Here is a 23,996-nt window from a genome sequence, read left to right on the forward strand (position 1 = left end):
GGCGGGCGGCAGGCCGGCTGCCGGGAAGGGCGGCAGGAGCGCGTCCGGGAAGGGCGGCCGGGGCGCGTCCGGCGGCTCGGGCGGCTCCGGCGGGTCCAAGAGCGGCCGGCGCGGCAAGCCGCGAGGGCGGTCGTAGGACGCCTCTGCCTCTTCCGCCGTCCGACCCCCTGCGGCGACTGGGACGTGCGCGCCCTGCTCTCGGCCATCTGGTGTGGGAGAACTCGTTGTGGGCCGGTCTGGCCGAGGGAGCTCCTCCGGCCGACCCCGCCGCCGACCACCTCGCCGACGACCACGTGGAGGCGTTCCGTACGGCCGAGCGGGGAGCGCTGACGGCGTTCTGCCGCCCCGGCATGCCCGACCGGCGGTTCGGCCCGGCGCCCGGGCGCCGGCTCGTCGAGCAGCTGGTGATCGAGATGCTGGTGCACGGCCGGGACCTGGCCACCGCGCTCGGGCGCCCCCGTGACCTGGTGCCCGACCTCACCGAACTGGCCCTCCCGGTGGTCCGGGAGATCTACGGCCCCCTGCCCCGGACCACCGGCGGTTCCTTCGCCCCACCGCAGCCCGTACCCCGGGACGCGCCCGCGCTCGACCACCTGGCCGGCTACCTCGGCCGCACCGTCACCTGACCGGTCCGCCGGCCCCGCAGGCTCATCCGCCCTGCTCTGCCGCTCCGTCCCGCGTCAGGCGGCGGACCTGGATCCGGCCGAGCTAACGCGACGGCCGGCTCGGGCAGCGAGCGGCCCACCTCCTCGGCCACGGCGACGAGTTGCTCGGCCACCTGCAGTTCCGCGGCGGTGCGCGGCGCCGACGGATCGAAGCGGTCCGGGTTCAGGTGGGGCGTCCACTGCACCTCGGTCGCCAGTACGACGTCGTCGCGGCGGTCCTTCGGCGCCTGGCCGTCCGCGTCAGCCGGTGCGCGGGCGGACCGGGGCGCGCGCGGCGATGAGGGTGATGTCGTCGCGGGTGTCACCGAGGTCCTCGGCGAGCTTGGCGCACCACTCGCGCAGGGGCAGGTGGCGGTGGGTGCTGGCGTGCCGGCGCAGGCGGGTCATGCCCTCGTCGATGCCCCGGGTGCGGGATTCGACGAGGCCGTCGGTGTAGAGCAGGAGGGTGGCGCCGTCGGGCAGGAGGGTGCGGGCGGTGGGGCGTTCGGCGGTGGGGCGCACGCCCAGGAGCATGGCGTGCGCGCCGGTGAGGTAGGTGCCGGTGCCGCCTGCGGTCATCAGCAGGGGCGGGGGATGGCCCGCGACGGACCAGGACGCCTGCCAGCACCCGCCGCCGGTCCGGTGCAGCCGGGCGAGGACGGCGGTGGCGGAGTCGGCGAGGGTGAGGCGCGCCTGGGCGGTGTCCAGGCGGCGCAGGATCTGGCCGGGAGTCTCCTCGGGGCGGTCGACCGCCAGGGCGCGGAGCATGTTGCGCAGTTCGCTCATGCGGGAGGCGGCCTGGATGTCATGTCCGGTGACGTCGCCGATGACCATCGCGAGGTCGCCGCCGTCGAGGAAGAAGGCGTCGTACCAGTCGCCGCCGACCTCCGCCGCGTGCTGGGCGGGCCGGTAGTGGGCGGCCAGCTCGATGCCCGTGACCTCCGGCAGGTCGGTGAGCAGGGCGCGCTGCAGCGCGGTGGCGATGTCGGCCTGGGCGGCGTGCAGGCGGGTGTTGTCCAGGCCCAGGCTGATGCGGCGGGCCACCTCCTCCGCCAGGACCCGGTCGGCCTCGTTGAAGGGCGGGCCGGCCGGTGCGCGGGTCAGGGTCAGCGCCCCGAAGGTGCTGGCCCGCAGCCGCAGCGGAACGACGAGCGCTTCCTCCGCCTCCACCAGCGTGAACAGGTTCGCCTCGTCGTGCGCCGCGGGCGCGAGGTGCGTCAGGTGCTGGGTGCCGCAGCCCTGGATCACGCGGGTGATGGCCGCGTGGTGGGCAGGGTGGTCCGGGAGCTCCTTGCCGCTGCCGGAAGGGCCGGCCGGCAGGACACCGGGGATGTGGTGGGCGCTCGCCGCGCGGCGGTGCGCATGCGCACCGGCCAGGTCGATCAGGGCGGTGTCCGCGAGGCGGGGTACCAGCTGGCGCACCAGACGGTGCAGCGCCTCGTCCGCCTCCAGGGTGCTGGTCACGGCCAGCGTCAGCTCACCGAGCCAGGTGATCTCCGCCAGATCGAACTCGGCCTGTTCACGCATGGTCTCGCTGTGCGCGTACCGCTCCGCGCGGTGCCCCTCCCGCGTGCGCTGGGCCGTCACGTCGTGGAACACCACCACCGCTCCCTGCCCGCGTCCCGCCGTCGCGGGCAGCGGGGCCGCGGTCCACCACACCTGGAGCGGTGTACCGTCGGCGCGCAGCAGTACGGCGCGGTCGCCACTGGACCGCTTGCCCAGCGCGACGTCCGCGAGGATCGGATGCTGGACGGGCTCGGCGGTGTCCCCTCCGCCCACGGTGTCCGCGACGCCCACGGCGTGCAGAGCGCGATGGGCGTTGACCCCGATCAGCGTGCCCGGCTCGTACCCCAGCAGCCGTTCGGCCCACGGGTTGCAGGCGATCACCGTGCCCGCGTCGTCGACGGCGTACACGCCGGCGTCCGCGGCCGCGAACAACGCCGAGATCAGCGCTTCGTCCGCGCTGACGTCAAGGGCGTCATGTTCACCTGGCACGTTCTTCACCCGTCGTATTCTGCCGTTCGTTCCGGCGAGCTTTCTCGCCGGGCGTTGTGGCACGACTTGTTCCCGGCCTTCGGCGACGAATGCATCCGGGACCCGGGTCCGCTCGGCAGAGCAGCGAGTGGAACGGCAACTGAATCACCTGGTGACTCGTCCTGGGAGACGAGAGCGAGCGGATGGGAGCCATGGTGGGACAGGGGCGGGGCGGCGGACGCGTGCCGTCGGCGGTGACCGCGGTGACCGCGGTGCTCCGGCGGGCGGGGCGGCCGGCGCGGAGGAGCCGGGGGACGGAGGGAACGGGCAGGAGCCGGAGGACCGAGCAGGACGCGGGCCGGTCGGCCTGGACGCGGGGACGGGTGCCGGCCGTGCTCGCGGCGCTGACGGCCACGCTGCTGGTGTTCCACCGGGTCGTACCCAACTCCGTGGGCCGCCTCGGCAGCCTGCTGGAGTCTTTCCTGCCGTGGCTCGGCGGGGCGGTCGTGGTGTTGCTCGGCCTGGCGCTGCTGCGCCGTTCCGCGCTCGCCCTCATGGCGCTGCTGCTGCCGGTGGCCGCGTGGACGTGCCTCTTCGGCGGGCTGCTGCTGCCCGCGGCCGGGCCCGGCGCGCACGAACTGGTCGTGGTGCAGCACAACGTCAGCGACGAGAACACCGACCCGCGGGGCACCGCCCGCGCCCTGGCCGACACGGGCCCCGATCTCATCGCGCTCGAGGAACTGGAGCCCCCGGCACTGGCGGTCTACGAGGAGACCCTCGCCCCGGAGTACCCGCACCACGCGGTCCGGGGCACCGTCGGCCTCTGGTCCAGGTACCCGCTGACCGGCACCCGGCTGCTGGACATCAGACCCCGGGCGATCACCGACGACTGGAGCCGCGGTCTGCGCACCGTGGTCCACACGCCGTACGGCGAGATCGCGGCGTACGTCGCACACCTGCCCTCGGTACGCGTGGGGGCGGGCGGCCTGGCGTCCTCGTGGCGCGACGAGAGCGCCGTCCTGCTGGGCCGGGCCGTCGCCACCGAGCCGCTGGGGACGGTGATCCTGCTGGGCGACCTCAACGGCACGGTCGAGGACCGCGGACTGGCCCCGTTGACCTCACGGATGACCGTGGCGGAACGCGGCTTCGCCCTCAGCTTCCCCGCCGCCCTCCCGCTGGCCCGCATCGACCAGGTGATGGCCCGCGCCGCGACCGTCGCCCACCTCCGCACCCTGCCCGCCACCGGCAGCGACCACCTGCCGGTCGCCGCCCGGGTGGTCCTCGACGGAGCGCGTGTCAAGCCCTGAGCGCGATGAACGCCAGCAGTGCGGCGGGCGGCAGGAGCAGCGAGGCCAGATGGCTGAGCAGGGTCCGCCCCATGCCCAGCACGGCGAACAGCAGCAGCCCGCCCACGAGCCAGCCGCCGAAGGTCCGGAACACCAGGGCCTCGGCGGCGTTCTCCTCCTCCAAGGTGGTGACCTCGAAAAACGGTGCCATGCCTCCGGTCCCCCACACGAGGAGCACACCGCACAGCAGCACGTTACCCGTGCCCACCACGGCGGCCGCAGGCCTGTCCGTCCGGCGCACCCGGCTCCAGAGTCGTACGACACCCATGGGCACCGGAGCCTATCGGGGAGCTCGTCGGGGGAGTCTCCGCACCCTCAGCACCAGCATCCAGAAGATCACCGACATCACCGGTATCACCGGCACAACCGGCATGGCATTTCCTGGGACGGCTGTCAGGTATCCCCTGGTGCATCCAGGTCCGGGCGTTGACATCCCGAATGGCGATGTACATTCATCGCCTGCGCGGCCCCGCGATCTCGCCGGCCGCGAGGGCTCCGGTCGGAGCCCCTTTCTTTCGTTCGGGTGGGGATACAGAGGGGCGGCAGCTGCATGAAGCGGCGTCGGATACAGGTCATGGGGGCGGTCGCGGCGGTCACCGCGGTGACGGGGGCCCTGGTGGTGCACTACACGTCCGACGAGGCGCCCGGTGGGGTCCGGGCGGCCGACGGCGTGTCCGGGCCGGTGCGCACGGAGGCGGACACGCTGCCGGTCGAGACCGGGGCCGACGGCCGGAGCGCGGCACTGCGGCGGGAGGGCGTGGACCCCTTCAGTATGGTCGGGGTGACGTGGACCGAGCCGTCGGCCCGCGTGGCGGGCACGGTCGAGGTGCGCACCCGGGCCGCCGGCTCGGGGGAGTGGTCGCGGTGGCTCCGGCTGGACGGCGACAGCGGGCAGGGGGACAGCGGCGCGGACCGCGGGGGGACGGAGCCCGCGTGGGTCGGGCCCTCGGACGGCGTGGAGGTCCGTATCGACGGCGGGCGCACGGCGGAACTGCCCAGCGGCCTGCGCCTGGACATGGTCGACCCGGGCGACGGCAGCAGTGCCGCCCGAGTGACCGCCGCAACCGGAACGAGGAGCGCCACCGGCGACAGCGCGATGGAACCGGCGGCGTTCGCACTGGACGAGACGCCGCCGTCGTCCGTCGACGAGCCACCTGCCGCCGATGCCTCCACCGTCGAACCGCCGGACACCGCCACCTCGGAGCCCCCGGTCCCCGGGACGGATCCCGAGCCCACGGACATCGAGCCTCCCGCCGCGGAGCCTCCGCCCACCACCGAGCCCGCGACCGGCGGCCCCGAACCCACCGACGAGCCCCCGGCGCCCACCTCCCCGACGCCGACGGCGTCGTCGGCGACTCCGAGTGCGACGGTCGTCGTCCCGCCGGCTCCGCCGTCCACGGTGCCGCGCCCGGCGATCACCTCGCGCGCGCAGTGGGGCGCCGACGAGTCGATCAGCCCGGAGGAGCCCGGTTACCTGCCGGACGGGAGAATCAAGGCGGTCGTGGTGCACCACACCGCCGAATCCAACGACTACACCTGCGCCCAGGCACCCGCCGTCGTCCGCGGCGTCTACGCCTACCACGTCAAGCAGCTCGGCTGGAAAGACCTCGGCTACAACTTCGTCGTCGACAAGTGCGGCACCGTCTACGAGGGCCGCAAGGGCGGCGTGGACCAGCCCGTCATGGGCGCCCACGCCTACGGCTTCAACTCCGAGACCACCGGCATCTCCGTGCTCGGCACCTACACCTCCACCGCCCCGTCGCAGGCGGCGATGGTCTCGGTGGCGCGCATCGCCGCGTGGAAGCTGGGCCAGTACGGCGTCAGCCCCACCGGCACCACGACCCTGACCGCCGGCGACGGCGGCCGCAGCTACACGGGCAAGTCGTGGGCCAGGGGCGGCAAGCTGACCGTCCCCACCATCCACGGGCACCGCGACGGCTACAACACCCAGTGCCCCGGCGACGCCTTCTACAACCAGCTCGCCACCCTCCGCGCCTGGTCCGGCGGCCCCGTCGCCGGCCTGGCCCTGAAGTCCGTCACCGGCACCGGGGTCTCGGGAACGACCCACTACACCAAGGCCTCGGCCACCGTGAACTGGTCGGCCACCACCCCGACCGCGCTCATCTCCAGGTTCGAGGTCCTCGTCGACGGCAAGGTCGCCGCCACCACCGCCGGCACCGCCACCTCCAAGGCCGTCACCCTGACCGCCGGCACCCACAGCGTGGCCGTGCGCGCCGTGCACCAGTCCGGGAACAGCACGACCACCTCGGCCGTCACCGTCGTCGCCGAGAAGACCGCCCCCACCTTCCCCACCAAGCCGAACGTCGCGCTGCGCACCGGCACGGTCAACACCGCCGCCGTCCCACTGACGTTGAGGTGGAAGGCCACCGACAACGCGGCGCTGAAGGAAGTGCGCCTGACCACCCCGGTAGCCAAGACGTACGGCCCCACGGTCACCAGCGCCCACCACACCGCCAAGTCCGGTACGGCCACCAAGTGGTCGATGACGGCCCACGACCGGGCCGGCAACACCGGCACCGCCACCGTCTCCGCTGCACCCGTCATCCTCCAGGAGTCCGCGGGCAAGAAGAGCGGCACCTGGACCACCAAGTCCTCCGGCAGCTACCTCGGCGGCAGGTCCTACAGCAGCTCCGCCAAGAACGCCTCCCTCACCTGGACCTTCACCGGCCGCTCCGCCTCCTGGGTCGTCTCCCGCGCGGCCACCTCGGGCAAGGCGGACATCTACGTCGACGGCAAGAAGGCCGCCACCGTCGACCTGAAGTCCAGCAGCACCAAGTACCGCGACGCCATCTGGACCAAGACCTGGTCCGGCAGCGCCAGGCACACCGTCAAGGTCGTCGTGCTCGGCACCACCGGCCGCCCCGCCGTCACCACCGACGGCCTGGTCTACCTGAAGTAGCCGACACGGCACCGCACGCTCCCGGTGCACATTCGGTCCGTACGGTCGGCAGGTGGTGGCCGGCCGTACGGACTCGATCAGTTGCCGGACAGTACCGGTCAATCAGCAGGCGAGTGCGCTACATTGCGGATCGCCTTGACCGCCCGCGATCACTCACGATCCCTCACTCACGCTACGGAGCCGGCAACCTCATGAGCGACATCCTCGACGGACTCGGCAGAGCCACCGCCTACGGCGGTCTGGGCCTGGTCCTGTTGGTCCTCGGCATATTCCTGGTCGACCTGCTGACGCCCGGAAAGCTGGGCCGGCAGATCTGGCAGGAGCGCAACCGCAACGCGGCCGTGGTGCTCAGCTCGGCGCTGCTCGGTATCGGCGGCATCGTGTTCACCTCCATCTGGACGACGTACGAGGACTTCGGCAAGGGACTGCTGTCGACCGCGCTGTTCGGGCTGCTGGGACTGGTGATGATGGCGGTGGCGTTCTGGGTGGTGGACCTGGTGACGCCCGGGCGCCTGGGCGCGACGCTGGTCGAGCCGGAGCCGCACCCCGCGGTCTGGGTGACGGCGTCCTGCAACCTCGCGGTGTCAGCCGTCGTCTCGGCGTCCATCGCCTGACACGCACGGCTTGAGTCTCCGTACGGCCCGTGCTCCGCGCCGCCGCTGGTCAGGAGGTCACACCAACCTCCTGATGTCACCGCGGACCCGGTAGAACCCGCCTGACGCGGCGTGCAGCGCGTCCACCACGTACCGCGCGCCGGGCTCCCGTATCGCACGCGGGAACTGGACGTTCCACGACGGCTCGTACCCTGGCGAGACCACGTGGATCCGGGTCCGTCCGGCCTCCTGCACGCACTCCACGACCACCGAGCCCGCGGGCACCGAGGCGACGGCCGTCACGGCCGCGGCCGCCGTGACCGGCGCGTACGTGGGCACCGCGGCAGCGGCGGCGAGCTTGATGTCGCGGGCCACCGGCACGGAACCCTGCTGGGCGGCCGTCACCGCCGCCTCGCTCGCGTCCACGCACACCAGGGAGCCGTCCGTGGTGACCAGGTAGAGCCGCTCGTCGCGGTACTGCATCGACAGGGCCGACCCGCCGCCCGTGCCGAGCTTCCACAGCCGCGTGCCGTCCCGGTCGAAGCAGTACACCGAGGAGGCGGAGTCCCCCGCGAAGACGAACCGCCCGCCGGGCGAGGTGGCGCACGAGTACACCGGGCTGTCGCACCGGTACGTCGCCTCGACGGCGCCCGTCGCCTTCGACAGCCGCTGGACCACACGGTGCGAGGTCCCGGCGTACACGGCGTCGTCCTCCTGCCAGCCGAAGAGCACGCCGCCCTGCGTGGGCGTGTGCCACAACTCGGCCACGCCGTCGCGGGAGTGGGCCGTCACACCGTGCGAGTGCCCGTGGTAGACGGCCCGGTCGTCGGCCCGCACCATCCAGGCGTGCTCCCCGCGCCCGCCGCGCGCCCACTGGTGCTCGTCCTCGTGGTCGATGACGGTGAGCCGCCCGGCACGGTCGGCGACGTTCAGCACACCCTCATGGATGTCGAGCCAGAAGATGTCCACGTCGTCGGCGATGTCATAGGCCGCGAACGGCAGCTTGGACGACAGGTCGTACACCCGCCCGTCGTCGCAGCCGGCGTAGATCCAGAAGTCGTCGGCGACGAGGCACTTCACGCCGTCCGGCAACTGGTAACGGCCCAGCACCTCGCCACCGTGGGCGAGCGTGTAGACGTCTCCCGACTGGTTCCCCACCCAGCACCGCTCGTCGTCGATGTGGATGCCGAACGCCGAGGACCCCGTACGGAACCGCCACAGCACCGGAGCCACCGCGCGCGCCGTGGACGGCGCGGAGGTCACCTGACGGCGCGTCACCGAGCGCGGCGCCCGCTGTCCCTGCACGGCGGGCGCGTACCCCTTGCGCACCTTCTCGCCTATCTTCTTGGCGGCCGCCGCCTGCGCCTTCTCGGCGGTGGGAAAGGTCGACGTCGTCGTCTGCCCGCCGGCACCGATCCGTCCGTAACGGATGGACACGGTCTGCCCCTGGACGGTCACCTCATAGAACTTGTGCGCGCCCCCGCCGTCCTGCGACAGCTCCAGATAAGTCTTCGACGTCGTCGACATGGCAGACAGACCTCTCCCCAGGTCAGGGCCTACGGCGTTCTCCGCGGGTCCCACTGACTGAACCGTAGAGGGGGGCACTGACAATCGTCCGGACCGCGCGGCGGGGCCCGAGCGCGTGTTCGATACCCGGCGCTCGACACGCTGTCTGCCGGGGTTGGAGGCAAGCTGGTGGTGGGGGCGCAGGAGGTAGCGGCACGACGGAGAGAGGTCGATGACCATGACGGAACCGGACAGCGGACCGAGGACGAGGACCGGGAGCAGCCCCCGCCGGCTGTGGTCGGGTGGAGAGCGTCCCTACGACCCGGAGGACCTGGTCAGGGCCACGGGCGCGGACGTGACCCCGGAGAGGGTCGAGAAGGCCAGGAAACTGATCGAGGAAGAAGGCCCCTCGGTGATCGAGAGGTACCTGCCCTAGCCGGCGAGGCGAGGCGAGGCGAGGCGAGACGGCAGACGGCAGACGGTAACCCTCGACCCCGTTTCGGTACGGTGCGCGGGAACAGCCATCAGGTGGGCAGACGCACCATAGGCCCACCGATGCACGCCCCACACCAGACGGCGAGGAAGCCCCTGTGAACGACGTTGCGCCCTCCTACCGGCTCGTCCCGGGTGCCCCCGACTCCCCGGTGATCCTCCACGTACCGCACTCCTCGCGGGCGATACCGGCCGGCGTACGCGAGGGCATCGTCCTCGACGACGGCGCGCTGGATCGGGAGTTGGACCACATCACCGACGCGCACACCGCCCGGATCGCCGCGGAGGCCGCCGTACGGTCGGCCGCGACGCCCTGGCAGTTCGTCAACCAGTTGTCGCGGCTCGTGGTGGATCCGGAGCGGTTCCCCGACGAGCGGGAGGAAATGCTGTCGGTCGGCATGGGTGCCGTGTACACGCGAACGACGCACCGGGAGGTCCTCCGCCCGGCCGGGTACGACGGCGAACCGCTGGTCGAACGGTACTTCCGGCCGTACGCCGCCGCCGTGACCGACGCCGTCGCCGAGCGGCTGGAGGCGGTCGGCCGGGCCGTCGTCATCGACGTCCACTCCTACCCGACCGAGCCCCTGCCCTACGAACTCCACAGCGACGGCCCCCGGCCGCCCGTCTGCCTGGGCCACGACGACTTCCACACCCCGGCCGAGCTGCTGGACGAGGCGCGGAAGGCGTTCGACGGCTTCGGCGGTACCGCAGTCAACAGTCCCTTCGCTGGCGCGTACGTCCCGCTCAGGTACTACGGGAACGACCCGCGGGTCAGCGCCCTGATGATCGAGATCCGGCGGGACGTCTACATGACGGAGCCGGGCGGACCGGCTGGCCCGGGTCTCGGGGCGGTGGCGAAGGCACTCGCCGAGCTCGTGGACGCGGTGAGCGGGTCGGCGCGGCGGTAGCCGTGCCCGGCGAGGGCCGCTGTCGTGCGGGTTCACAGGTCTTCGGGGAGCAATCGAAAGGCCGGCTGGCCTGTAAGTGGCCGCATCATGCGAAAGTGCCTGTCCGTCGTGAAGATGTCAGCCGTCTGAAAAGCGGCGGCCAGCGCCACGTTCATCGCGTCCGCCAAACCAACCCCCTTGCCCCCATCGGTCTCGGCGTATCCCCGCATCACCGCCATCGCACTGCGGAGGTGCGGCGAGACATCGGGGATCTCGAATCGGCGGGCTTCCGTCTGGCGGGCGACGAAGTCCAGTGCGTTCTTGGCTGCCCCGGCGCCGACACGTGAGGTGAGCAGGTAGTCCAGCTCGGTGAGCACCATGGGTGACACCACGAGGTGACCTGTGCGGGCCAGTGCCTTCCGGTGAGCTCGGTGGTGAGGGTCCTTCGGCGTGAACAAGCGGTACAGGGCGTTCGTGTCGGCGATCGCGACCGGGATGTCAGTCATGCGCTGCCCCGGTTCCGGGCTCGCCCATGCCCTGGAGCGTCGCATCGATCTCGTCATCGTCCAGCACGGGACCACCGAGGTCCGGGACGTCCAGGTCTCCCATGGGGTCGGTGCGGAACGGGTAGGCGGGCGGGGCCGTGGGCGTACCGCGGGGCACGATGTCTCCTATGGGCACCCCGTCCTTGGTGATGGTCACTGTCTCCCCGGCGGCCACACGGGCCAGGACGCGCGACGTCTGTTGATTGAGCTCCCTCAGCGGAACCTCCGCCCTGTCATTCATTCCTCTAGCGTACTACTCGTTCTACGGGCCGACTCGGGGTGAGCTTGTAGGGGCGATTGTTTCCAGCGGTCGCTATCGTGTGCCCAGCAGATCACTCCCAGATCCTCGTTTTCGACTGGGGCGGCGGCACCATCGACGTCACCGTCCTCGACTACGTCGACGGATTCTTCGAGGAGCGTGCCTCTCGCGGCGTCACGGAACTCGGCGGCCTCGAGATCGACCGACGGCTGCGCAAACTCGTCTTGGACAGGGCGCCGGCGCGCCGGGAGTGGGCGCCCGCGCAGGAACGTCAGTTCCGCCTCGACGTCGAGCGCAGCAAGATTCTCCTTTCCTCCGAGCCTTCCGTGACGATCATGACACCCGACGGCAAGTCGGTGGAGATTTTCCAGGGGGAGCTGGAGGAGGCCATCACGGACCTCGTCGACCGTGCGCTCGCCCCGGTCGAGGAGTGTCTGCGGGATCTGCACATGGCTCCCCTCGACGTCGACGACATCCTCATGATCGGCGGTACGAGCCAGATCCCGAGCGTACGAGCAGCGGTGGCGGAAGCCCTGCAGACGGAACCGGTTCCCACCCAACTGTGCGACCCGATGACCGCGGTGGCCCGAGGCGCCTCGATCGCGGCCGCCGTACTGGCGAAGGAGACGGACGGGGTCATCCAGGTAGCCAACAGCCACGCTCTGGGAACCGTCGTGCAGGACGGCGAAGGCCGCAGGTTCAGCACGATCATTCCGCGCAACTCGCCGCTGCCGTGGAGCGAGCGGAAGAGCTACACGCCGACGCGTGATCACGCCCGCAGGCTCACTGTGGAGATCTGGGAGGGAGACGCCGACAAGGAGCTGACCGACCTGGACAACGTCCAGCTCACCGAGCTGACGCTGAACTACCCGACGCCACGGAAACGGGAAGAATCGCGCTTTGACCTCGAGTACACCTATGACTCCGACGGTCTGCTGCATGTGAAGGCCACTCTTGAACACACGGGCCAGGTCGTCGTCGACGAGGAGGTGAAGAGCTTCGGTTCTGGTGGTCCCACGCCGGAGGTACGCGAGGAGCTGGACGACCTGCTGTCCGCGAACACCACTTTCCCCGCTTCGGTGACGGCCGTGACGACCGGTGCTGATGCGACCGAGCAGGGCGCCCAACCCACAGGGCCGGTGTCCGACGGCCCGCACGCCCTTGTGGTCGACGGCTCCAACCTGGCCTGGATCGGGCGGTCGCCGGTCCGGCCGGACTCCTACCAGCCGGACGACCGCCCCAGCTTCGCCCAGTTGCAGGAGGCGCGTGCGGCGCACGCGAAGAAGTACCCGGGTGCAGAGATCCACTTGGTCGTCGACGCGAGCTTCCGGCACATGGTGGCCGATGACGAACGCGATGCGGTTGCGGCGGCTCTGGGGAAGGGGGACATCATCCAGCCGCCCGCCGGAACCGAAGGTAAAGGTGACGCACTGGTGGCGGCCATCGCCGACGAGTCACATGCCATGGTCGTCACGAACGACAACTATGTGGAACTCCACGACCGTTATCCCTGGCTCCGTGAGCAGGGGCGTGTCTGGGAGCGACGCACACGAAGGGACATTGGATCTTCACTCCGCGTACGTGCGTGGCGCCACGGGGGAGGGGACTGAGGTAACAGCCGCTGACGTGGGCTGGGCGGTCATCGCCTGATCACCTGGCCATGTTGGCGCCCTACCACTGTGTTCGGGCACGGGCACGGGCATGACGCGCGGCCGATGCTTCACGTGCGTTTTCCTCCCACCGGCCGCTCCCGTACCACCTCCTCCGGGGCCTTGTCCGCCCGCAGACCCAGGAAGCTCGAATGTCTCAGCATCCCGTCCCGGGTCCACTCGGCGAACGAGACCTGGGCGACCAGACACGGCTGGACCCACCGGGCAGTACCCTCGCGGATGCGGCCCCGGTCGGCGAAGGGTGAGTCCGGCACGCGCAGCTCCTCCAGATACCGGTGCAGGATCACCAGGGTGCGGTGGTCGAAGCCCGTGCCGACCCTGCCCGCGTAATGCAGGGCGCCGTTCTCGTAGTAACCGAGGAGCAGAGCACCGAAGCCGATGCGGCTGCCGGACGGCGCGGTGAAACCGCCGACCACGAACTCCTGACCCTGCAGACACTTCAGCTTCAGCCAGTCCGGGGAGCGGCGCGGCTGATATGGGCTGTCGGCCCGCTTGGCGATCAGGCCCTCCCAGCCGCGGTCGCAGGCGGTGGACAGCAGCTCGCTGCCACCCTTGTTGCGGTGCGAGGTGAAACGGAGCGGGGCCCGGTAGGTGAGCGCGCGGCGCAGCAACGACTTCCGGTCGCGCAACGGGAGCGCCCTGATGTCCGCGCCGTCCAGCCCGAGCAGGTCGAACAGGTAGTACGTGACGACGACCGGGCTCGCCTCGACATCACGGCGCCGCGTGAGGCCCATGCGCTGCTGCAACAGCGAGAAGTCCGTGCGGTCCCCGGAGAACGCCACGATCTCCCCGTCGACGGTGAAGTCCACCCGGTCCTGCACGGCGAGCGCCTCGACGATCTCCGGGTACGTGGCGTCGAGACGGTTGCCCGTACGGGAGTACAGGCGCACATCGTCCCCTTCCCGCACCGCCAGCGCGCGGATGCCGTCCAGCTTGCGCTCGAAGATCCAGTCGCCACCGGAGAAGACCCGTCTGTCGGTGAGGGTGGCGGCCATCGGCCGGGAGACCAGTTCGGCGCCCGGACGCGCCGGGCGCAGCAGTCGCTGCTCGTCGGCCGGGAGCGTCTTGAGCAGGTCCGCAGGCGGGTCCGGCATCGGGGTCAGCCCCTTCCGGTGTCCGTGACGGCCGGGGAGGAGACCTCGCCGTTCCTCTCCGCCCGGCCCGGTGCCGGGTACCCCATGACTCACTCCGGCACACGAATGACCCACGAGTGAGTGGGGTCAACAGGGGGTCGGCCCTGCGCCCCATCGGGTGCACCTCAAGCGCACCTGTTCGCGCTCGGGCGTCCCGAAGCGTGGGTGAGCTGAGCGGGGCCGAAGAGGTGCCTGTCGGCATGAACGGCCTCTACAGGACGGGTGTGCCGACGGTTGTACCCGGATGGCGAGCAAGGGGTGTCGCCGACGGCGGAGATGTTCCAGTCGTGTTCGATCAGCTCCGCTGAGTAGCTGCGACTGTACGCTCGCTCCCCGCCGACGTGCTTGTGGCATGAGTGGGTCGCCTGTCGCCGCCCGAACGGGTCGTGGACGGGCTGTGGAAGGGCTGCTGAACATGGGGGACATCGCGTGACGATCATCGGGACCGGGACGGATATCGGGAATCCGGTGGCACTCCACCGCGCGGGCACCGGCGCGCACGAGATCGCCGGGCAGACGCGCACCGTCGGCGCCCATCCCGTGGACGAGACGCGCTCGGCGTCCTGGGACTTCGGCAGCGGCGACTGGGACGGGCGGCTGGGCAGGGCGCTGACCGCTCTCACGGAGACCTGGTCGAGCCAGGTAGCGACGCTGGCGTCCGACTGCGACAACCTCGCCCGGCAGTGCGGTGGCTCAGGGCTGCTGTACCAGCGCATCGAGGCCGCGAACACACAGGCCATGCGCTCCTTGTCGAACGATCCCTCGCCCTTCGGCTAGGGCTGAGCCGGGCTCTCGACCGACCGTCACCGGAACGGGACCTGCACGTCAGCGCCATCGGCACCGTCACACCGCGCTCCGACCTTCCCCAGGGCAACGGCGACCGCGACGACCCCGACGGCCAGGCCGCCATCCGAGAGCAGCAGGAAGCCTGCGACGCCTTCGTCCGCCGCATCGAACACGTCCTGCAGCGCGCCGCCGACGCCGACGAGACCGCCTGCTGGGCGCTGCGCCGGGATGTCGGTGGGAGTCGGAGCGACTTCAACCCCAAGGTCGTCACCTCCCTCGACAATGCCGACTCCGTCCGCGCCGCCGAAGCCAAGAGGCGAGGACGAGACGCCCGTACGAGAGGTACGAGAGAGGACGGATGGGTCGGCACAAGTGATGCCGAGGCATCCGGCCCCGGAGCCGGGGCGTCGGTTTCCGGTGCCGACACCGGGGGCGGCAAGCTGGGCGAAGCCGAGGCGAGCGCTGAGCTCGGCCGCGCAAGCGCGGAGGGCTCCCTCACCGATGGCCCGATGAGACTCGCTGGTGAGGCCGAGGCGTACGCCGGTGCCAAGACGGGGGTGAGCGGCGGCGTCACCCACGAGGGGTTGCGAAGTGAGGTCGGTGCTTCCGCGGGCGGCGAAGCCTCGGCCAAGGGGCGTGCCGACCTCGGTCCCATCGGGGTGTACGGGCGGGCGGAAAGTATGGTGGGCGCCGAAGCCAGTGCTGCAGCCGGAGTCGGTGTCGATGGCGTGCAGTTGGGCGGTGCGGCGTTCGCGGGTGCGAAAGCAGGGGCCTCCGGAGGTGCGGACATCGGGGGAATCGGGGCGGGAGCGACAGTCGAGGGCTGGGCAGGCCCTGGCGCGGAGGCGACCATGACCTTCAGCAAGGACGCCGATGGCGCATGGCACTGGGCCCCCAAAGTCGGTGTCTCCCCCGTTCTCGGTGGCGCCGTGGGTTTTGAGATCACCGTCGACCCGCGGAAGGTCGCCGACACCGCCGACTCGGCGGCCGATGCCGTGGGGGATGCGGCCGGATGGTTCGCCGATGAAATCGGCAGCCGACTCCGATGAGCACTCCCGCAGTCCAGCGCCATACCGCCGTACTGCTGTACCCCCATACTGCCGCACCCCGTACTGAGGATGGCCCGAGATGCCCACAACCCTGCCCGTACCGATCCGGTTCGAGCTGCCGGACGGGTGGCGCGCCGCACCGCCGGATGCAGTCGGCGCACCGGGCGCCGCGTTCGTTGCGCGGCATCCGCAGCCGGATGCCGGATTCACCGCGAACATCACGATCGACGGCGAGTACCGCTCGGACGATGCGACGCTGCTCGAGATCGCGCAAGGGTCCGTGGAACGTCTGAGTCAGGCCGTCACATCGGTCGAGGTCACCGGCAGCCGCGAGTTCGGCTCGACGGCGGCACCCGGCTACACGCAGACGCTGGCCATCTCCGCCGTCGTCGGCGGAGTGCAACGGGACCTGACCCAGTCACAGGTCTACCTGTCCATGCTGGACGTCGCCGATACGCGCAAGCGGGCGGTGGTGCGCCTAATCCTGGCGGCCACCGCACTGCAGCATGCTTCTGTGCTGCGCGATTTCCAGGACTTCATACACACGGTCCGCCCGGGCGCCGACGCCGCCTCGTAGCGAGCGAGCCGACGAAGCGGCAGACACTGCACCGTTCATCATCTCGACACGAGACTCAGGAGGTCGAAGCTGTGGGACTGTTCGACAAGCTGACCGGCACCAAGCGACCCGCCGACGGGGTCGAGCCGCGCCCGGTCGAGGAGGTGTGGGCGGCGCTACTGGGTGTCAACCGGCCCGATGCACCGTACGTCGTCCGCGAGGGCGCCGCGGACGACGCCGACCTGGTGGCGGAGTGGCGGATGGCGGAGCCGGCCTGGCAGGTCGTCTTCGTGGAGTCACAGTTGACTCGGGCCGTCCGCATCCGCATGCGTCTCGTTCCGAAGAGCTGCGAAGTGCGCGCCCTCGAGGAGTCGTGGGAAGTCACCCGGGTGGGCAACCCTCCGCAGCTCAGGATGTCGGGGTCCTACTCGCGCGGGCCGGACCGAACGGTCTCACGTCATTACGTGGTCAGGCGTGGGGAGAACGGCAGCCTCGAGAAGACGGAGACCTTCCGCTTCAACAGTGCGGACTTGCGCGACCCCCTGCAGGACGCCGTCCTCAGGTCGGGCTGGGTCTGGCGCGGAGTGCTTGGCGCGCTCTGAGGAGGCCGACGTGATGGCTGGACAGATGGCGCGGTCAATGGCCAAGAGTACTTCTGCCAGCGGGCGGCCAGCGCCGCTCTCACCACACACCGAGAGCACGCATCGAACGCCGCTCCTTCTTCCACGGAGATCAGGGGGCCATCGGGGACCGTCAGGAACGCCCTACCGTGCGTCGGGCAGTGACGCCGTGAGGTGCTCCCACGCCTCGTGCTCATGCTGCCCGACGGTTCCGAACTGTGTGATGACCGCGACGCAGCGCCCGTCCTCGTCGTCGAGTTCGAGTGCCGAGGTCGGGCCGTGCGCCGCCGTCGCGCGGACGAGGTGGCAGGCCCGGACCCCGGCGAGGGCGATCTCCACCGAGCTGTCCGCGAACGCCGCGAACACCCGCCCGCCGACGGTGAGGTCGGTGACGTGCACGCGGCCGCCGCACGCCTGCACCGCCGCCGGGGCGAACACCGCGACGCCGATCGGCAGCCCGACCGAGCAGACGTGGTCGAGCACCGCGGGTACGACGCCGACGTCGATCGGGCGGTGCTCACCGCGGTACCGGTCGAACGCGTGACGCCGGGCGGCCCCGCCGTCCGCGAGGATCGCGTCGAGTTGGGCGAGCTGGTCGCCGTTCTCCCACGCCGGTACCTCCGGGACCGCAGACGCCCTGGCGACCGGTGCCCCCGCGTCGACCGTGCCGACGAGTCCGGCCAGCAGCCGGTCCCCCTCGGACAGCAGTCGTCCCTGGTGCACGGTCCGTCCGTCCGCGTCCAGCAGGCGCAGGACGACCGAGCCGGTGCCCTTGTCGTGCTCGACCACGGCCGAGGCGACGCCGCCGGGGTCGATACGCAGGGTGATCGACCCCGGCTCGACGGCGAACGCGTCGCCGCGCAGGCTCGGGACCGCGTAGCTGCCGGCCTGGTCGATCTGTGCGACCGGCCCTCCCGTGACCGCCTGGACGTACCGGAAGAGCGTCAGGCACCGCGCCAGCTCCGGCATCCGCGCGTCGATCAGCCGCACGCTGCTGGTCCGCCGGCCACAGCAGCCTTCGAACGCGCAACCGCCGTCGGCGTCCCGTCGCTGCCCGGGATGGTGGTCCGCCATGGTCAGTACACGTCCCGTACGTAACGCTTCGACCGGCGCAGGTCCGCGAGGTACTCCGCGGCGTCGTCGCCACCGCGCCCGCGCTGCTCGGCGATGACGCCCAGCAGGGCCGCCTCGACGTCCTTGGCCATGCGGGAGGCGTCGCCGCAGACGTAGACGTGCGCGCCGTCCTCGAGCCACGCGTACAGCTCGCGCGACCGCTCGCGCATCCGGGTCTGCACGTAGACCTTCTCGGCCTGGTCGCGGGAGAAGGCGAGGTCGAGCTCGGTGAGCACGCCGCGCTCGCGCAGGTCGGTCAGCTCCTCCTCGTACACGAAGTCGGTGGCGCGGTGCTGGTCGCCGAAGAACAGCCAGTTGCGGCCGGAGGCGCCCCGCGCGGCCCGCTCGTGCAGGAAGCCGCGGAACGGGGCGATGCCCGTGCCCGGACCGATCATGATCATCGGAGCGTCGTCGTCCGCGGGGACGCCGAAGGAGGCGTTCGGCTGGAGGTAGATACCGGCGGCGCCCTCCTCGCCGATGCGGTCGGCGAGGTAGGACGAGGTGACGCCCTCGTACCGGCGGTCCCGGCTGCCGTAGCGGACGGACGCCACGGTGAGGTGGATGCGGTCCGGGTGGGCGAGCGGGCTGGAGGAGATCGAGTACTGGCGTGCCTGCAGCGGACGCAGGAACGGGAGGAGCTCGTCGAGGCCCGGGGCGGCGGACCCCGCGTCGCGCAGCAGGTCGAGCACGTCGCGGTCCCAGAGCCAGTTGTCCAGCTCGGCGCGGTCGCCGCGCGCGACGACCGAGGCGAGTTCGCTGGTCGGCGCGCGCTGCACGAGGTCGGCGATCAGTTCCTTGGAGGGGGTACGGATCTCGCGCTCCGTGCGCAGCAGTGCGGCGAGCGGACGGCCGTCGGCCTCCTCGTCGCCGCTCGCGCCGAGGTGCGCGAGGAGCTCGCCGACGAGGACGTCGTCGTTCACGGGGACGACGGCGAGCGCGTCGCCGGCCGCGTACGTGATGCCGCTGTCACCGAGGTCGAACTCGTAGTGCCGGATCTCCTTCGCGCTGCCCGGCGCGGACAGCAGCCGGTTGACGGCGAGCCGCGAGCGGTACGGGTTGCGCTTGTTCCACTGCGAGCGGGGCCGGGCGGCGGCCGGGGCGGGAGTGACCTGCGCGGCCGCCGCCGGGTCGGCACCGGTCTCGGCCGCGAGCCGCTCCAGGACCGCCGCCGTCCACGCCGCCGCGGGCTCCTCGAAGTCGACGTCGCAGTCCACGCGGTCGTACAGCCGGGTCGCCCCGAGCTGTTCCAGCCGGGTGTCGATCAGCTTCGCCGCCTGGCAGAAGTCGTCGTACCCCCGGTCGCCGAGTCCGAGGACCGCGTACCGCAGTCCTTCCAGACGCGGTGCCGTGGCGGCCTGCAGCGCCTCCCAGAACAGCCCGGCGTTGTCGGGCATCTCGCCCTCGCCGTACGTCGAGGCGACGACGAGCACGTGCGACATCGCGGCGAGCCGCTCGGGCGTGACGTCGTCGAGCGCGGTGGCCCGGCCGCCGAGGCCCTGGGCGCGGGCGCCGGACACGAGCTCCCCGGCGAGGGACTCGGCGTTGCCGGTCTGCGTGCCGAACAGCACGTCGACGGTGGTCGTGGGCGCGTCGGAGGCGGTGGTGCCCCGGCGCCCGGCGGCCGCGATACCGGCGAGGAACCCGGCGAGCCAGGACTCCTGCGCGGCGGAGAACGGCGCGTCGGCCGGGATGAGGGCCCCGGTGGGGGGCATGGGAGACCCGGTGGGGGACATGAGGGGCCCGGTGGGTGGCATGAGCGTCACGTGGTCACCGCCTCGGTGGGGGGCTGCGGAAGGTGGGCGTGGCGGGCGGCGATGTCGTCGAGGGCCGCGGTCGCGAGGAGCTCGTCGAACCGGGCGGCGCGGACGCGGCCGGCGTTCTTCGCGTTCTGGTGGACGATCCAGCCGTAGGTGCCGGGAGCGTCCACGCTGAGGTTGTTGCGTTGCTTCAGCGCCCGCTTGTAGTCGTCCAGGCGCTTGACCGCGATGAGCGTGGCCAGCTCCCCGTCGTCGAAGCGGTCCAGCGTGGAGCGCAGGTACTTCACCACGCGCTGCTTGACGAAGAAGTCCTCGGTGAGCACCAGGTTGCGGACGGCCTCGGCGACGCGTGGGTCGTCGGGTCCGGTCGCGCCGGGCACCCGCTGGAGGGCGAGGTCCTGCGCGGCGCCGAGCACGGTGTACGAGGACAGCAGCGAGAACATGTCGTCGCTGCCCTGGTCGCCGAGGGCCGGGGCCCGGCCGCCGAGCACGGTGCGGCGGTCGCGGTAGTCGACCTTGAACGCGCGCAGCTTGTCCGTCGCGATCGAGGTCGCGAGCTCGTCCAGGAGCTGCGTACGGGTCGCCGCGGCGAGGATCTCGGTGGCGTCCTGGTACAGCAGCAGCGCACGCGGCATCCCGCAGTACACGTGCTGCCGCTCGGCGTCCCAGTCCTCCAGGAGCCGGGCCGCGAGCGGAGACCCGGTGGCCTCCACGTGCCAGGCCAGCAGCAGTTTCACGGCCGCCTCGTGGAAGGCGCCGTGCGCGGTGTCGGTCACCGGGAACACCAGCAGCGAGTCGGCGCTCACCCGCCGCGCCACCTCGCCCGAGGGGTCGTACTGGTAGAGGAACCCGCCGCTCATGCCGTTGCCGAGGCCCTTGCCGAAGCCGCCCAGGTTGAGCACGGTGCCGCCGGTCATGTACTCGCAGCCGAAGTCGCCGAGCCCCTCGACGACCGCGGTCGAGCCGGAGTTGCGCACGGCGAACCGGTCGCCGGCCTCGCCCTGCACGAACGTCCGGCCACCGGTCGCGCCGAACAGTGCGAAGTTCCCGATCAGCACGTTGCCGCCGCGTTCGTCGCTGCCGCCGCCGGGCGCCCGGACGATGATCCGGCCACCGCTCTGGCTCTTGCCGACGCCGTCGTTGGCGGTGCCGGTGTGTTCGAGCGTGATGCCGTCGTTGCAGAAGACGCCGTACGACTGTCCGGCGGACCCGGTGGTGCGGATCCGCACGGCGTCGTCGACGAGGCGGCGCCGGCCCCGGTCGTCGACCGTCACCGCGGGCACGTCGGCCTTCTCCAGCTCGTGGTTGAGGAGCCGCTCGACGTCGATGCCGAGCTGCCCGCCGACCGACTTGTCGCTGTTGCCGAGGTGGACGCCCTCGACCAGCAGCGACGGCTCGCGCCGGTCCAGGAGGGCGGCCCGGACCTGCTCGATCAGCGCGTCATCGGTGGTGTAGTCCTTCTCCAGGTACTCCGGGTCCGTGACGACCTTCTCGGGCACGCGCGCGAGCAGTCGGCGCACGTCGAGGCGGCCGACGCTCGCCGGGTGGTCGAGGAGCTGCAGCAGGTCCGTGCGTCCCCGCGCCTCCCGCAGGGACCGCAGCCCCAGCCGGGCGAGGATCTGCCGGACGTCGTGCGCGATGTTGAGCAGGTACTGCGCCAGCGCGCGCGGGTCGCCCTCGAACGCCTCGGGGTTCGTGGTGAGGCCGGCGGGGCACTTCACGTTGCAGTTCTTCGCCATGACGCAGCCGAGCATCATCAGCGCGGTCGTGCCGAACTCGAAGCTGTCGGCGCCCAGCAGGGCCGAGGTGACCACGTCACCGCCGGTCTGGTGGGCCCCGGAGCAGCGCAGCACGACCTTCTGCCGCAGCCCGTTCGCGAGCAGCGCCTGGTGCACCTCGGCGACGCCGATCTCCGCCGACCGTCCGGCGTACTTCAGGCTGGTGACGGCGGCGGCACCCGTACCACCGGTGTTCCCGGCGACGTTGATGACGTCCGCGCCGGCCTTGGCGACGCCGACCGCGATGGTGCCGATGCCCTCCGAGGACACCAGCTTCACGATCACCCGGACCCGGGCGGCCTTGCAGTCGTGGATGAGCTGCGCGAGGTCCTCGATCGAGTACGTGTCGTGGTGCGGCGGCGGCGAGATCAGCTCGATGCCCGGGGTGCCGCCGCGCGCGGCGGCGATGTCGACGGTGACCTTCGGCGCGGGCAGCTGGCCGCCCTCTCCGGGCTTCGCCCCCTGCCCGATCTTGATCTCCAGCTCCTCCAGCATCGGGTCGGCGAGGTAACCCGCCCAGATGCCGAACCGGCCGGACGCGAACTGCTTGATGCGGGAGCCGCGGATGGTGCCGTACCGGGTGTGGTGCTCGCCGCCCTCACCGCTGTTCGACATCGCGCCGACCATGTTGGTGCCGTGCGCGACGGCCTCGTGCGCGGTCGCCACGAGCGCGCCGTGGCTCATCGCCCCGGAGGCCAGCGAGCGGGTGATCTCGTGCGCGGGCTGCACCTCGTCGAGGGAGACGCTGTCGGGCGCGGCGTCGAGGAGGGCGAGCAGGCGGGCGACCGCGCCGGTGGCGGCGACGGTGACACCGTCGGCGTCGGCGGCGAGAGTCTCGGCCTCACCCAGGCGCGCCAGCCCTTCGCCGAGCGCGGCGTGCCGTTCGGCGCCGTCGGGCCCGGGGGAGGTGAGCCGGAGCCGGAAGGAGGAGTCGCAGGAGTCGCCGACGGCGGTCACGGCCACCCCGCGCACGGTGACACTCGCGTTGCCGTCGGTGGAGAACCGCCCCAGCTCACGGGCGAACTCCTGCGCCGAGCCCAGCCCCGTGACGTCCGCGGGCAGCGCGAGCACGTCCCGCAGCGCGGACGGCCGGCGCGACCGCTCCTCGTGCGTGGTCCGCAGGAAGGCCCGGTACCCGGGCGTGATCCGGAAGGCGTCGATCTCGGCCTCGCTGAGCGCGTCGTACCCGGTGTTCCGGTACGCGGTGTCGCTGATGCCGAACGCGTCGTCGAGCTGCCCGAGCGTGAGCAGCCGCAGCGCGTCGGGGTCACCGGGCCTGCCGAACTCGGCCGGCTCCTCGGTCATGTCCCCGAACCCGCGCACGGCGGACACCCCGAAGGAGTGCCCGGCCCCGTCCGACCGCTCCTTGAACAGCCCGAGCAGCGGAATCTGCTGCTCGCTCTCCACGGTCCGGGCCCGCTCGTGCCACTGGGTCGCGGCCTGCGCGATCCGGGCGAACCCGACACCGCCGACCGGGGCCTCCATGTACGGGACGATCCGCGCGAAGACGTCATCGCGGGTGTCGAGGTAGTTCGGCTCGAAGAACGCGCCGCCGATGTAGCTCTCGGCGGTGCAGAGCCCGACCCGCCCCATGGTCTTGGCCAGGGACTTCTCGGCGGCCTTGCGGAACTTGGCGAGTGCCCGGTCGGTCTCGGTCTTCTCACCCGCGGGCGCCGGGGCGCTCGGGAACCGCTCCTCGGCGCGCAGCCGGGCGCTGAGGCTGTAGACGGCGGAGGCGCCGAAGCCGAGCGCGGTCGCGACGTGGTGCGACGAGGGCAGCTGACCGCTCTCGGCGACGATCGAGACGCGCAGCCGCAGCCCGGTCTCGATGAGCCGCTGGTTGACGGCGGCGACAGCGAGGACGACGGGCAGCGGCGCCCGGGTGGACGAGACCGCCCGGTCGCTGAGCAGCGCGATGCCACCCTGCTCGGCGGCGAACCGCTCGACGTCGTCGCAGAGCCGCTCGATCGCGGACCGCAGCGCGTCGGCGTTGCCGGTCTCGTCGCCGGACACGGGCTCGTACAGCATGGCGAACCGTTCCAGCGGCACGATCCGCTGGTCGCGCAGCCGCACCATGTCGAGGTGTCCGAGCACGGGCGAGGACACGACGAGCTGCCGGCCGTTCGCGTCCCCCGTGCCGTCGGGCTTCGGGCCGAGCGCGACCCGCATGCTCATGCCGTCGGCCTCGCGGATGCTGTCCAGCGGCGGGTTCGTGACCTGGGCGAAGCGCTGCGAGAAGTACTTCGCCATGCCGCCCTCGGTGTCGCTGAGCGCGTTGATGGCGTTGCCGTAGCCCATCGCGGAGATCCGCTCCGACCCGTCGGCGAGCATCGGGTCGAGCATGAACCGGAAGCTCTCCTGGTTCAGC

Annotated in this window: 21 protein-coding genes; 11 read left to right on the plus strand and 10 right to left on the minus strand. The window is 71.7% G+C overall.

All coding sequences use genetic code 11. From position 1 onward, the window contains the following. Positions 1-209: 209 nt before the first annotated feature. Positions 210-626, plus strand: a complete 417-nt coding sequence (locus UW392_RS24335) for a hypothetical protein (protein ID WP_320777233.1) — start codon at positions 210-212, stop codon at positions 624-626. 279 nt (positions 627-905) lie between these two features. On the opposite strand, the gene UW392_RS24340 is transcribed toward UW392_RS24335, so the two are convergent. Continuing rightward, positions 906-2,648 carry a SpoIIE family protein phosphatase gene (locus UW392_RS24340; protein WP_320777234.1) on the minus strand — a complete coding sequence of 581 codons (1,743 nt, stop codon included), beginning with the start codon at positions 2,646-2,648 and terminating at the stop codon, positions 906-908. Between the two features lie 353 nt (positions 2,649-3,001). Here UW392_RS24340 and UW392_RS24345 point away from each other — a divergent pair, with 353 nt between their 5' ends. Continuing rightward, positions 3,002-3,925: an endonuclease/exonuclease/phosphatase family protein gene (locus UW392_RS24345; protein ID WP_320777235.1), complete on the plus strand. Its 924-nt coding sequence runs from the start codon at positions 3,002-3,004 to the stop codon at positions 3,923-3,925. Here the strand turns inward: UW392_RS24345 and UW392_RS24350 are convergent. After that, complete coding sequence (locus UW392_RS24350) at positions 3,915-4,115, minus strand: hypothetical protein (protein WP_320777236.1); 201 nt, start codon at positions 4,113-4,115, stop codon at positions 3,915-3,917. The genes UW392_RS24345 and UW392_RS24350 overlap by 11 nt on opposite strands. Before the next feature lie 399 nt (positions 4,116-4,514). Between UW392_RS24350 and UW392_RS24355 the strand changes: the two genes are divergently transcribed. Continuing rightward, positions 4,515-6,884: an N-acetylmuramoyl-L-alanine amidase gene (locus UW392_RS24355; protein WP_320777237.1), complete on the plus strand. Its 2,370-nt coding sequence runs from the start codon at positions 4,515-4,517 to the stop codon at positions 6,882-6,884. Between the two features lie 191 nt (positions 6,885-7,075). Next, positions 7,076-7,498 (plus strand): DUF350 domain-containing protein, encoded by a 423-nt coding sequence (locus UW392_RS24360; protein ID WP_320777238.1) that lies wholly within the window; start codon positions 7,076-7,078, stop codon positions 7,496-7,498. Between the two features lie 57 nt (positions 7,499-7,555). On the opposite strand, the gene UW392_RS24365 is transcribed toward UW392_RS24360, so the two are convergent. Further along, positions 7,556-9,004 (minus strand): WGR domain-containing protein, encoded by a 1,449-nt coding sequence (locus tag UW392_RS24365; protein WP_320777239.1) that lies wholly within the window; start codon positions 9,002-9,004, stop codon positions 7,556-7,558. Between the two features lie 217 nt (positions 9,005-9,221). Here UW392_RS24365 and UW392_RS24370 point away from each other — a divergent pair, with 217 nt between their 5' ends. Together UW392_RS24370 and UW392_RS24375 are read left to right on the plus strand one after the other, a co-directional pair. Next, positions 9,222-9,419: a hypothetical protein gene (locus tag UW392_RS24370; protein WP_320777253.1), complete on the plus strand. Its 198-nt coding sequence runs from the start codon at positions 9,222-9,224 to the stop codon at positions 9,417-9,419. 154 nt (positions 9,420-9,573) lie between these two features. Next, positions 9,574-10,383, plus strand: coding sequence for an N-formylglutamate amidohydrolase (locus UW392_RS24375; RefSeq protein ID WP_320777240.1), 810 nt, complete (start codon positions 9,574-9,576; stop codon positions 10,381-10,383). A 32-nt stretch (positions 10,384-10,415) separates the two neighbouring features. On the opposite strand, the gene UW392_RS24380 is transcribed toward UW392_RS24375, so the two are convergent. Beyond that, on the minus strand, positions 10,416-10,868 hold the full coding sequence (locus tag UW392_RS24380) for a PIN domain-containing protein (protein ID WP_320777241.1): 453 nt from the start codon (positions 10,866-10,868) through the stop codon (positions 10,416-10,418). Beyond that, positions 10,861-11,148 carry a type II toxin-antitoxin system prevent-host-death family antitoxin gene (locus UW392_RS24385; protein WP_320777242.1) on the minus strand — a complete coding sequence of 96 codons (288 nt, stop codon included), beginning with the start codon at positions 11,146-11,148 and terminating at the stop codon, positions 10,861-10,863. The genes UW392_RS24380 and UW392_RS24385 overlap by 8 nt, the downstream gene beginning before the upstream one ends. Before the next feature lie 77 nt (positions 11,149-11,225). Here UW392_RS24385 and UW392_RS24390 point away from each other — a divergent pair, with 77 nt between their 5' ends. After that, positions 11,226-12,776, plus strand: coding sequence for an Hsp70 family protein (locus UW392_RS24390; RefSeq protein ID WP_320777243.1), 1,551 nt, complete (start codon positions 11,226-11,228; stop codon positions 12,774-12,776). A gap of 110 nt (positions 12,777-12,886) precedes the next feature. On the opposite strand, the gene ligD is transcribed toward UW392_RS24390, so the two are convergent. Further along, positions 12,887-13,930 carry a non-homologous end-joining DNA ligase gene (gene ligD, locus UW392_RS24395; protein ID WP_320777244.1) on the minus strand — a complete coding sequence of 348 codons (1,044 nt, stop codon included), beginning with the start codon at positions 13,928-13,930 and terminating at the stop codon, positions 12,887-12,889. Positions 13,931-14,437: 507 nt separating this feature from the next. On the opposite strand from ligD, the gene UW392_RS24400 reads away from it, so the two are divergent. Next, entirely contained in the window at positions 14,438-14,746 is a 309-nt protein-coding gene (locus tag UW392_RS24400; protein ID WP_320777245.1) for a hypothetical protein, read from the plus strand. A 26-nt stretch (positions 14,747-14,772) separates the two neighbouring features. On the opposite strand, the gene UW392_RS24405 is transcribed toward UW392_RS24400, so the two are convergent. Further along, a complete protein-coding gene (locus tag UW392_RS24405) occupies positions 14,773-15,333 on the minus strand; it encodes a hypothetical protein (RefSeq protein ID WP_320777246.1) in 561 nt (186 codons plus the stop codon). A 273-nt stretch (positions 15,334-15,606) separates the two neighbouring features. Here UW392_RS24405 and UW392_RS24410 point away from each other — a divergent pair, with 273 nt between their 5' ends. From UW392_RS24410 to UW392_RS24420, 3 genes are all read left to right on the plus strand, one after another. Beyond that, positions 15,607-15,804, plus strand: coding sequence for a hypothetical protein (locus tag UW392_RS24410; RefSeq protein WP_320777247.1), 198 nt, complete (start codon positions 15,607-15,609; stop codon positions 15,802-15,804). A gap of 79 nt (positions 15,805-15,883) precedes the next feature. Continuing rightward, positions 15,884-16,381 carry a hypothetical protein gene (locus UW392_RS24415; protein ID WP_320777248.1) on the plus strand — a complete coding sequence of 166 codons (498 nt, stop codon included), beginning with the start codon at positions 15,884-15,886 and terminating at the stop codon, positions 16,379-16,381. 71 nt (positions 16,382-16,452) lie between these two features. Further along, the gene (locus UW392_RS24420; RefSeq protein WP_320777249.1) at positions 16,453-16,962 is read left to right on the plus strand and encodes a hypothetical protein; all 510 of its coding nucleotides are present in this window, start codon (positions 16,453-16,455) and stop codon (positions 16,960-16,962) included. A gap of 162 nt (positions 16,963-17,124) precedes the next feature. On the opposite strand, the gene UW392_RS24425 is transcribed toward UW392_RS24420, so the two are convergent. From UW392_RS24425 to UW392_RS24435, 3 genes are read right to left on the minus strand one after another with little or no spacing between them, the layout of a single operon-like run. Then, positions 17,125-18,054, minus strand: coding sequence for a hypothetical protein (locus tag UW392_RS24425; protein WP_320777250.1), 930 nt, complete (start codon positions 18,052-18,054; stop codon positions 17,125-17,127). 2 nt (positions 18,055-18,056) lie between these two features. Next, positions 18,057-19,805 carry a sulfite reductase subunit alpha gene (locus UW392_RS24430; protein ID WP_320777251.1) on the minus strand — a complete coding sequence of 583 codons (1,749 nt, stop codon included), beginning with the start codon at positions 19,803-19,805 and terminating at the stop codon, positions 18,057-18,059. A gap of 47 nt (positions 19,806-19,852) precedes the next feature. Beyond that, entirely contained in the window at positions 19,853-23,995 is a 4,143-nt protein-coding gene (locus UW392_RS24435) for a glutamate synthase-related protein (protein WP_320777252.1), read from the minus strand. Between the last annotated feature and the right edge of the window lies 1 nt (position 23,996).

The sequence above is a fragment of the Streptomyces sp. CRN 30 genome (assembly GCF_034105845.1).

Bases quoted from the DNA above. Each gene is read 5' to 3' on its own strand.
- UW392_RS24425 (WP_320777250.1), bottom strand. From the start codon at position 18,054: ATGGCGGACCACCATCCCGGGCAGCGACGGGACGCCGACGGCGGTTGC.
- UW392_RS24350 (WP_320777236.1), bottom strand. From the start codon at position 4,115: ATGGCACCGTTTTTCGAGGTCACCACCTTGGAGGAGGAGAACGCCGCC.
- UW392_RS24385 (WP_320777242.1), bottom strand. From the start codon at position 11,148: ATGAATGACAGGGCGGAGGTTCCGCTGAGGGAGCTCAATCAACAGACG.
- UW392_RS24410 (WP_320777247.1), top strand. From the start codon at position 15,607: ATGACCTTCAGCAAGGACGCCGATGGCGCATGGCACTGGGCCCCCAAA.
- ligD (WP_320777244.1), bottom strand. From the start codon at position 13,930: ATGCCGGACCCGCCTGCGGACCTGCTCAAGACGCTCCCGGCCGACGAG.
- UW392_RS24360 (WP_320777238.1), top strand. From the start codon at position 7,076: ATGAGCGACATCCTCGACGGACTCGGCAGAGCCACCGCCTACGGCGGT.
- UW392_RS24365 (WP_320777239.1), bottom strand. From the start codon at position 9,004: ATGTCGACGACGTCGAAGACTTATCTGGAGCTGTCGCAGGACGGCGGG.
- UW392_RS24370 (WP_320777253.1), top strand. From the start codon at position 9,222: ATGACGGAACCGGACAGCGGACCGAGGACGAGGACCGGGAGCAGCCCC.
- UW392_RS24415 (WP_320777248.1), top strand. From the start codon at position 15,884: ATGCCCACAACCCTGCCCGTACCGATCCGGTTCGAGCTGCCGGACGGG.
- UW392_RS24355 (WP_320777237.1), top strand. From the start codon at position 4,515: ATGAAGCGGCGTCGGATACAGGTCATGGGGGCGGTCGCGGCGGTCACC.
- UW392_RS24380 (WP_320777241.1), bottom strand. From the start codon at position 10,868: ATGACTGACATCCCGGTCGCGATCGCCGACACGAACGCCCTGTACCGC.
- UW392_RS24430 (WP_320777251.1), bottom strand. From the start codon at position 19,805: ATGCCCCCCACCGGGGCCCTCATCCCGGCCGACGCGCCGTTCTCCGCC.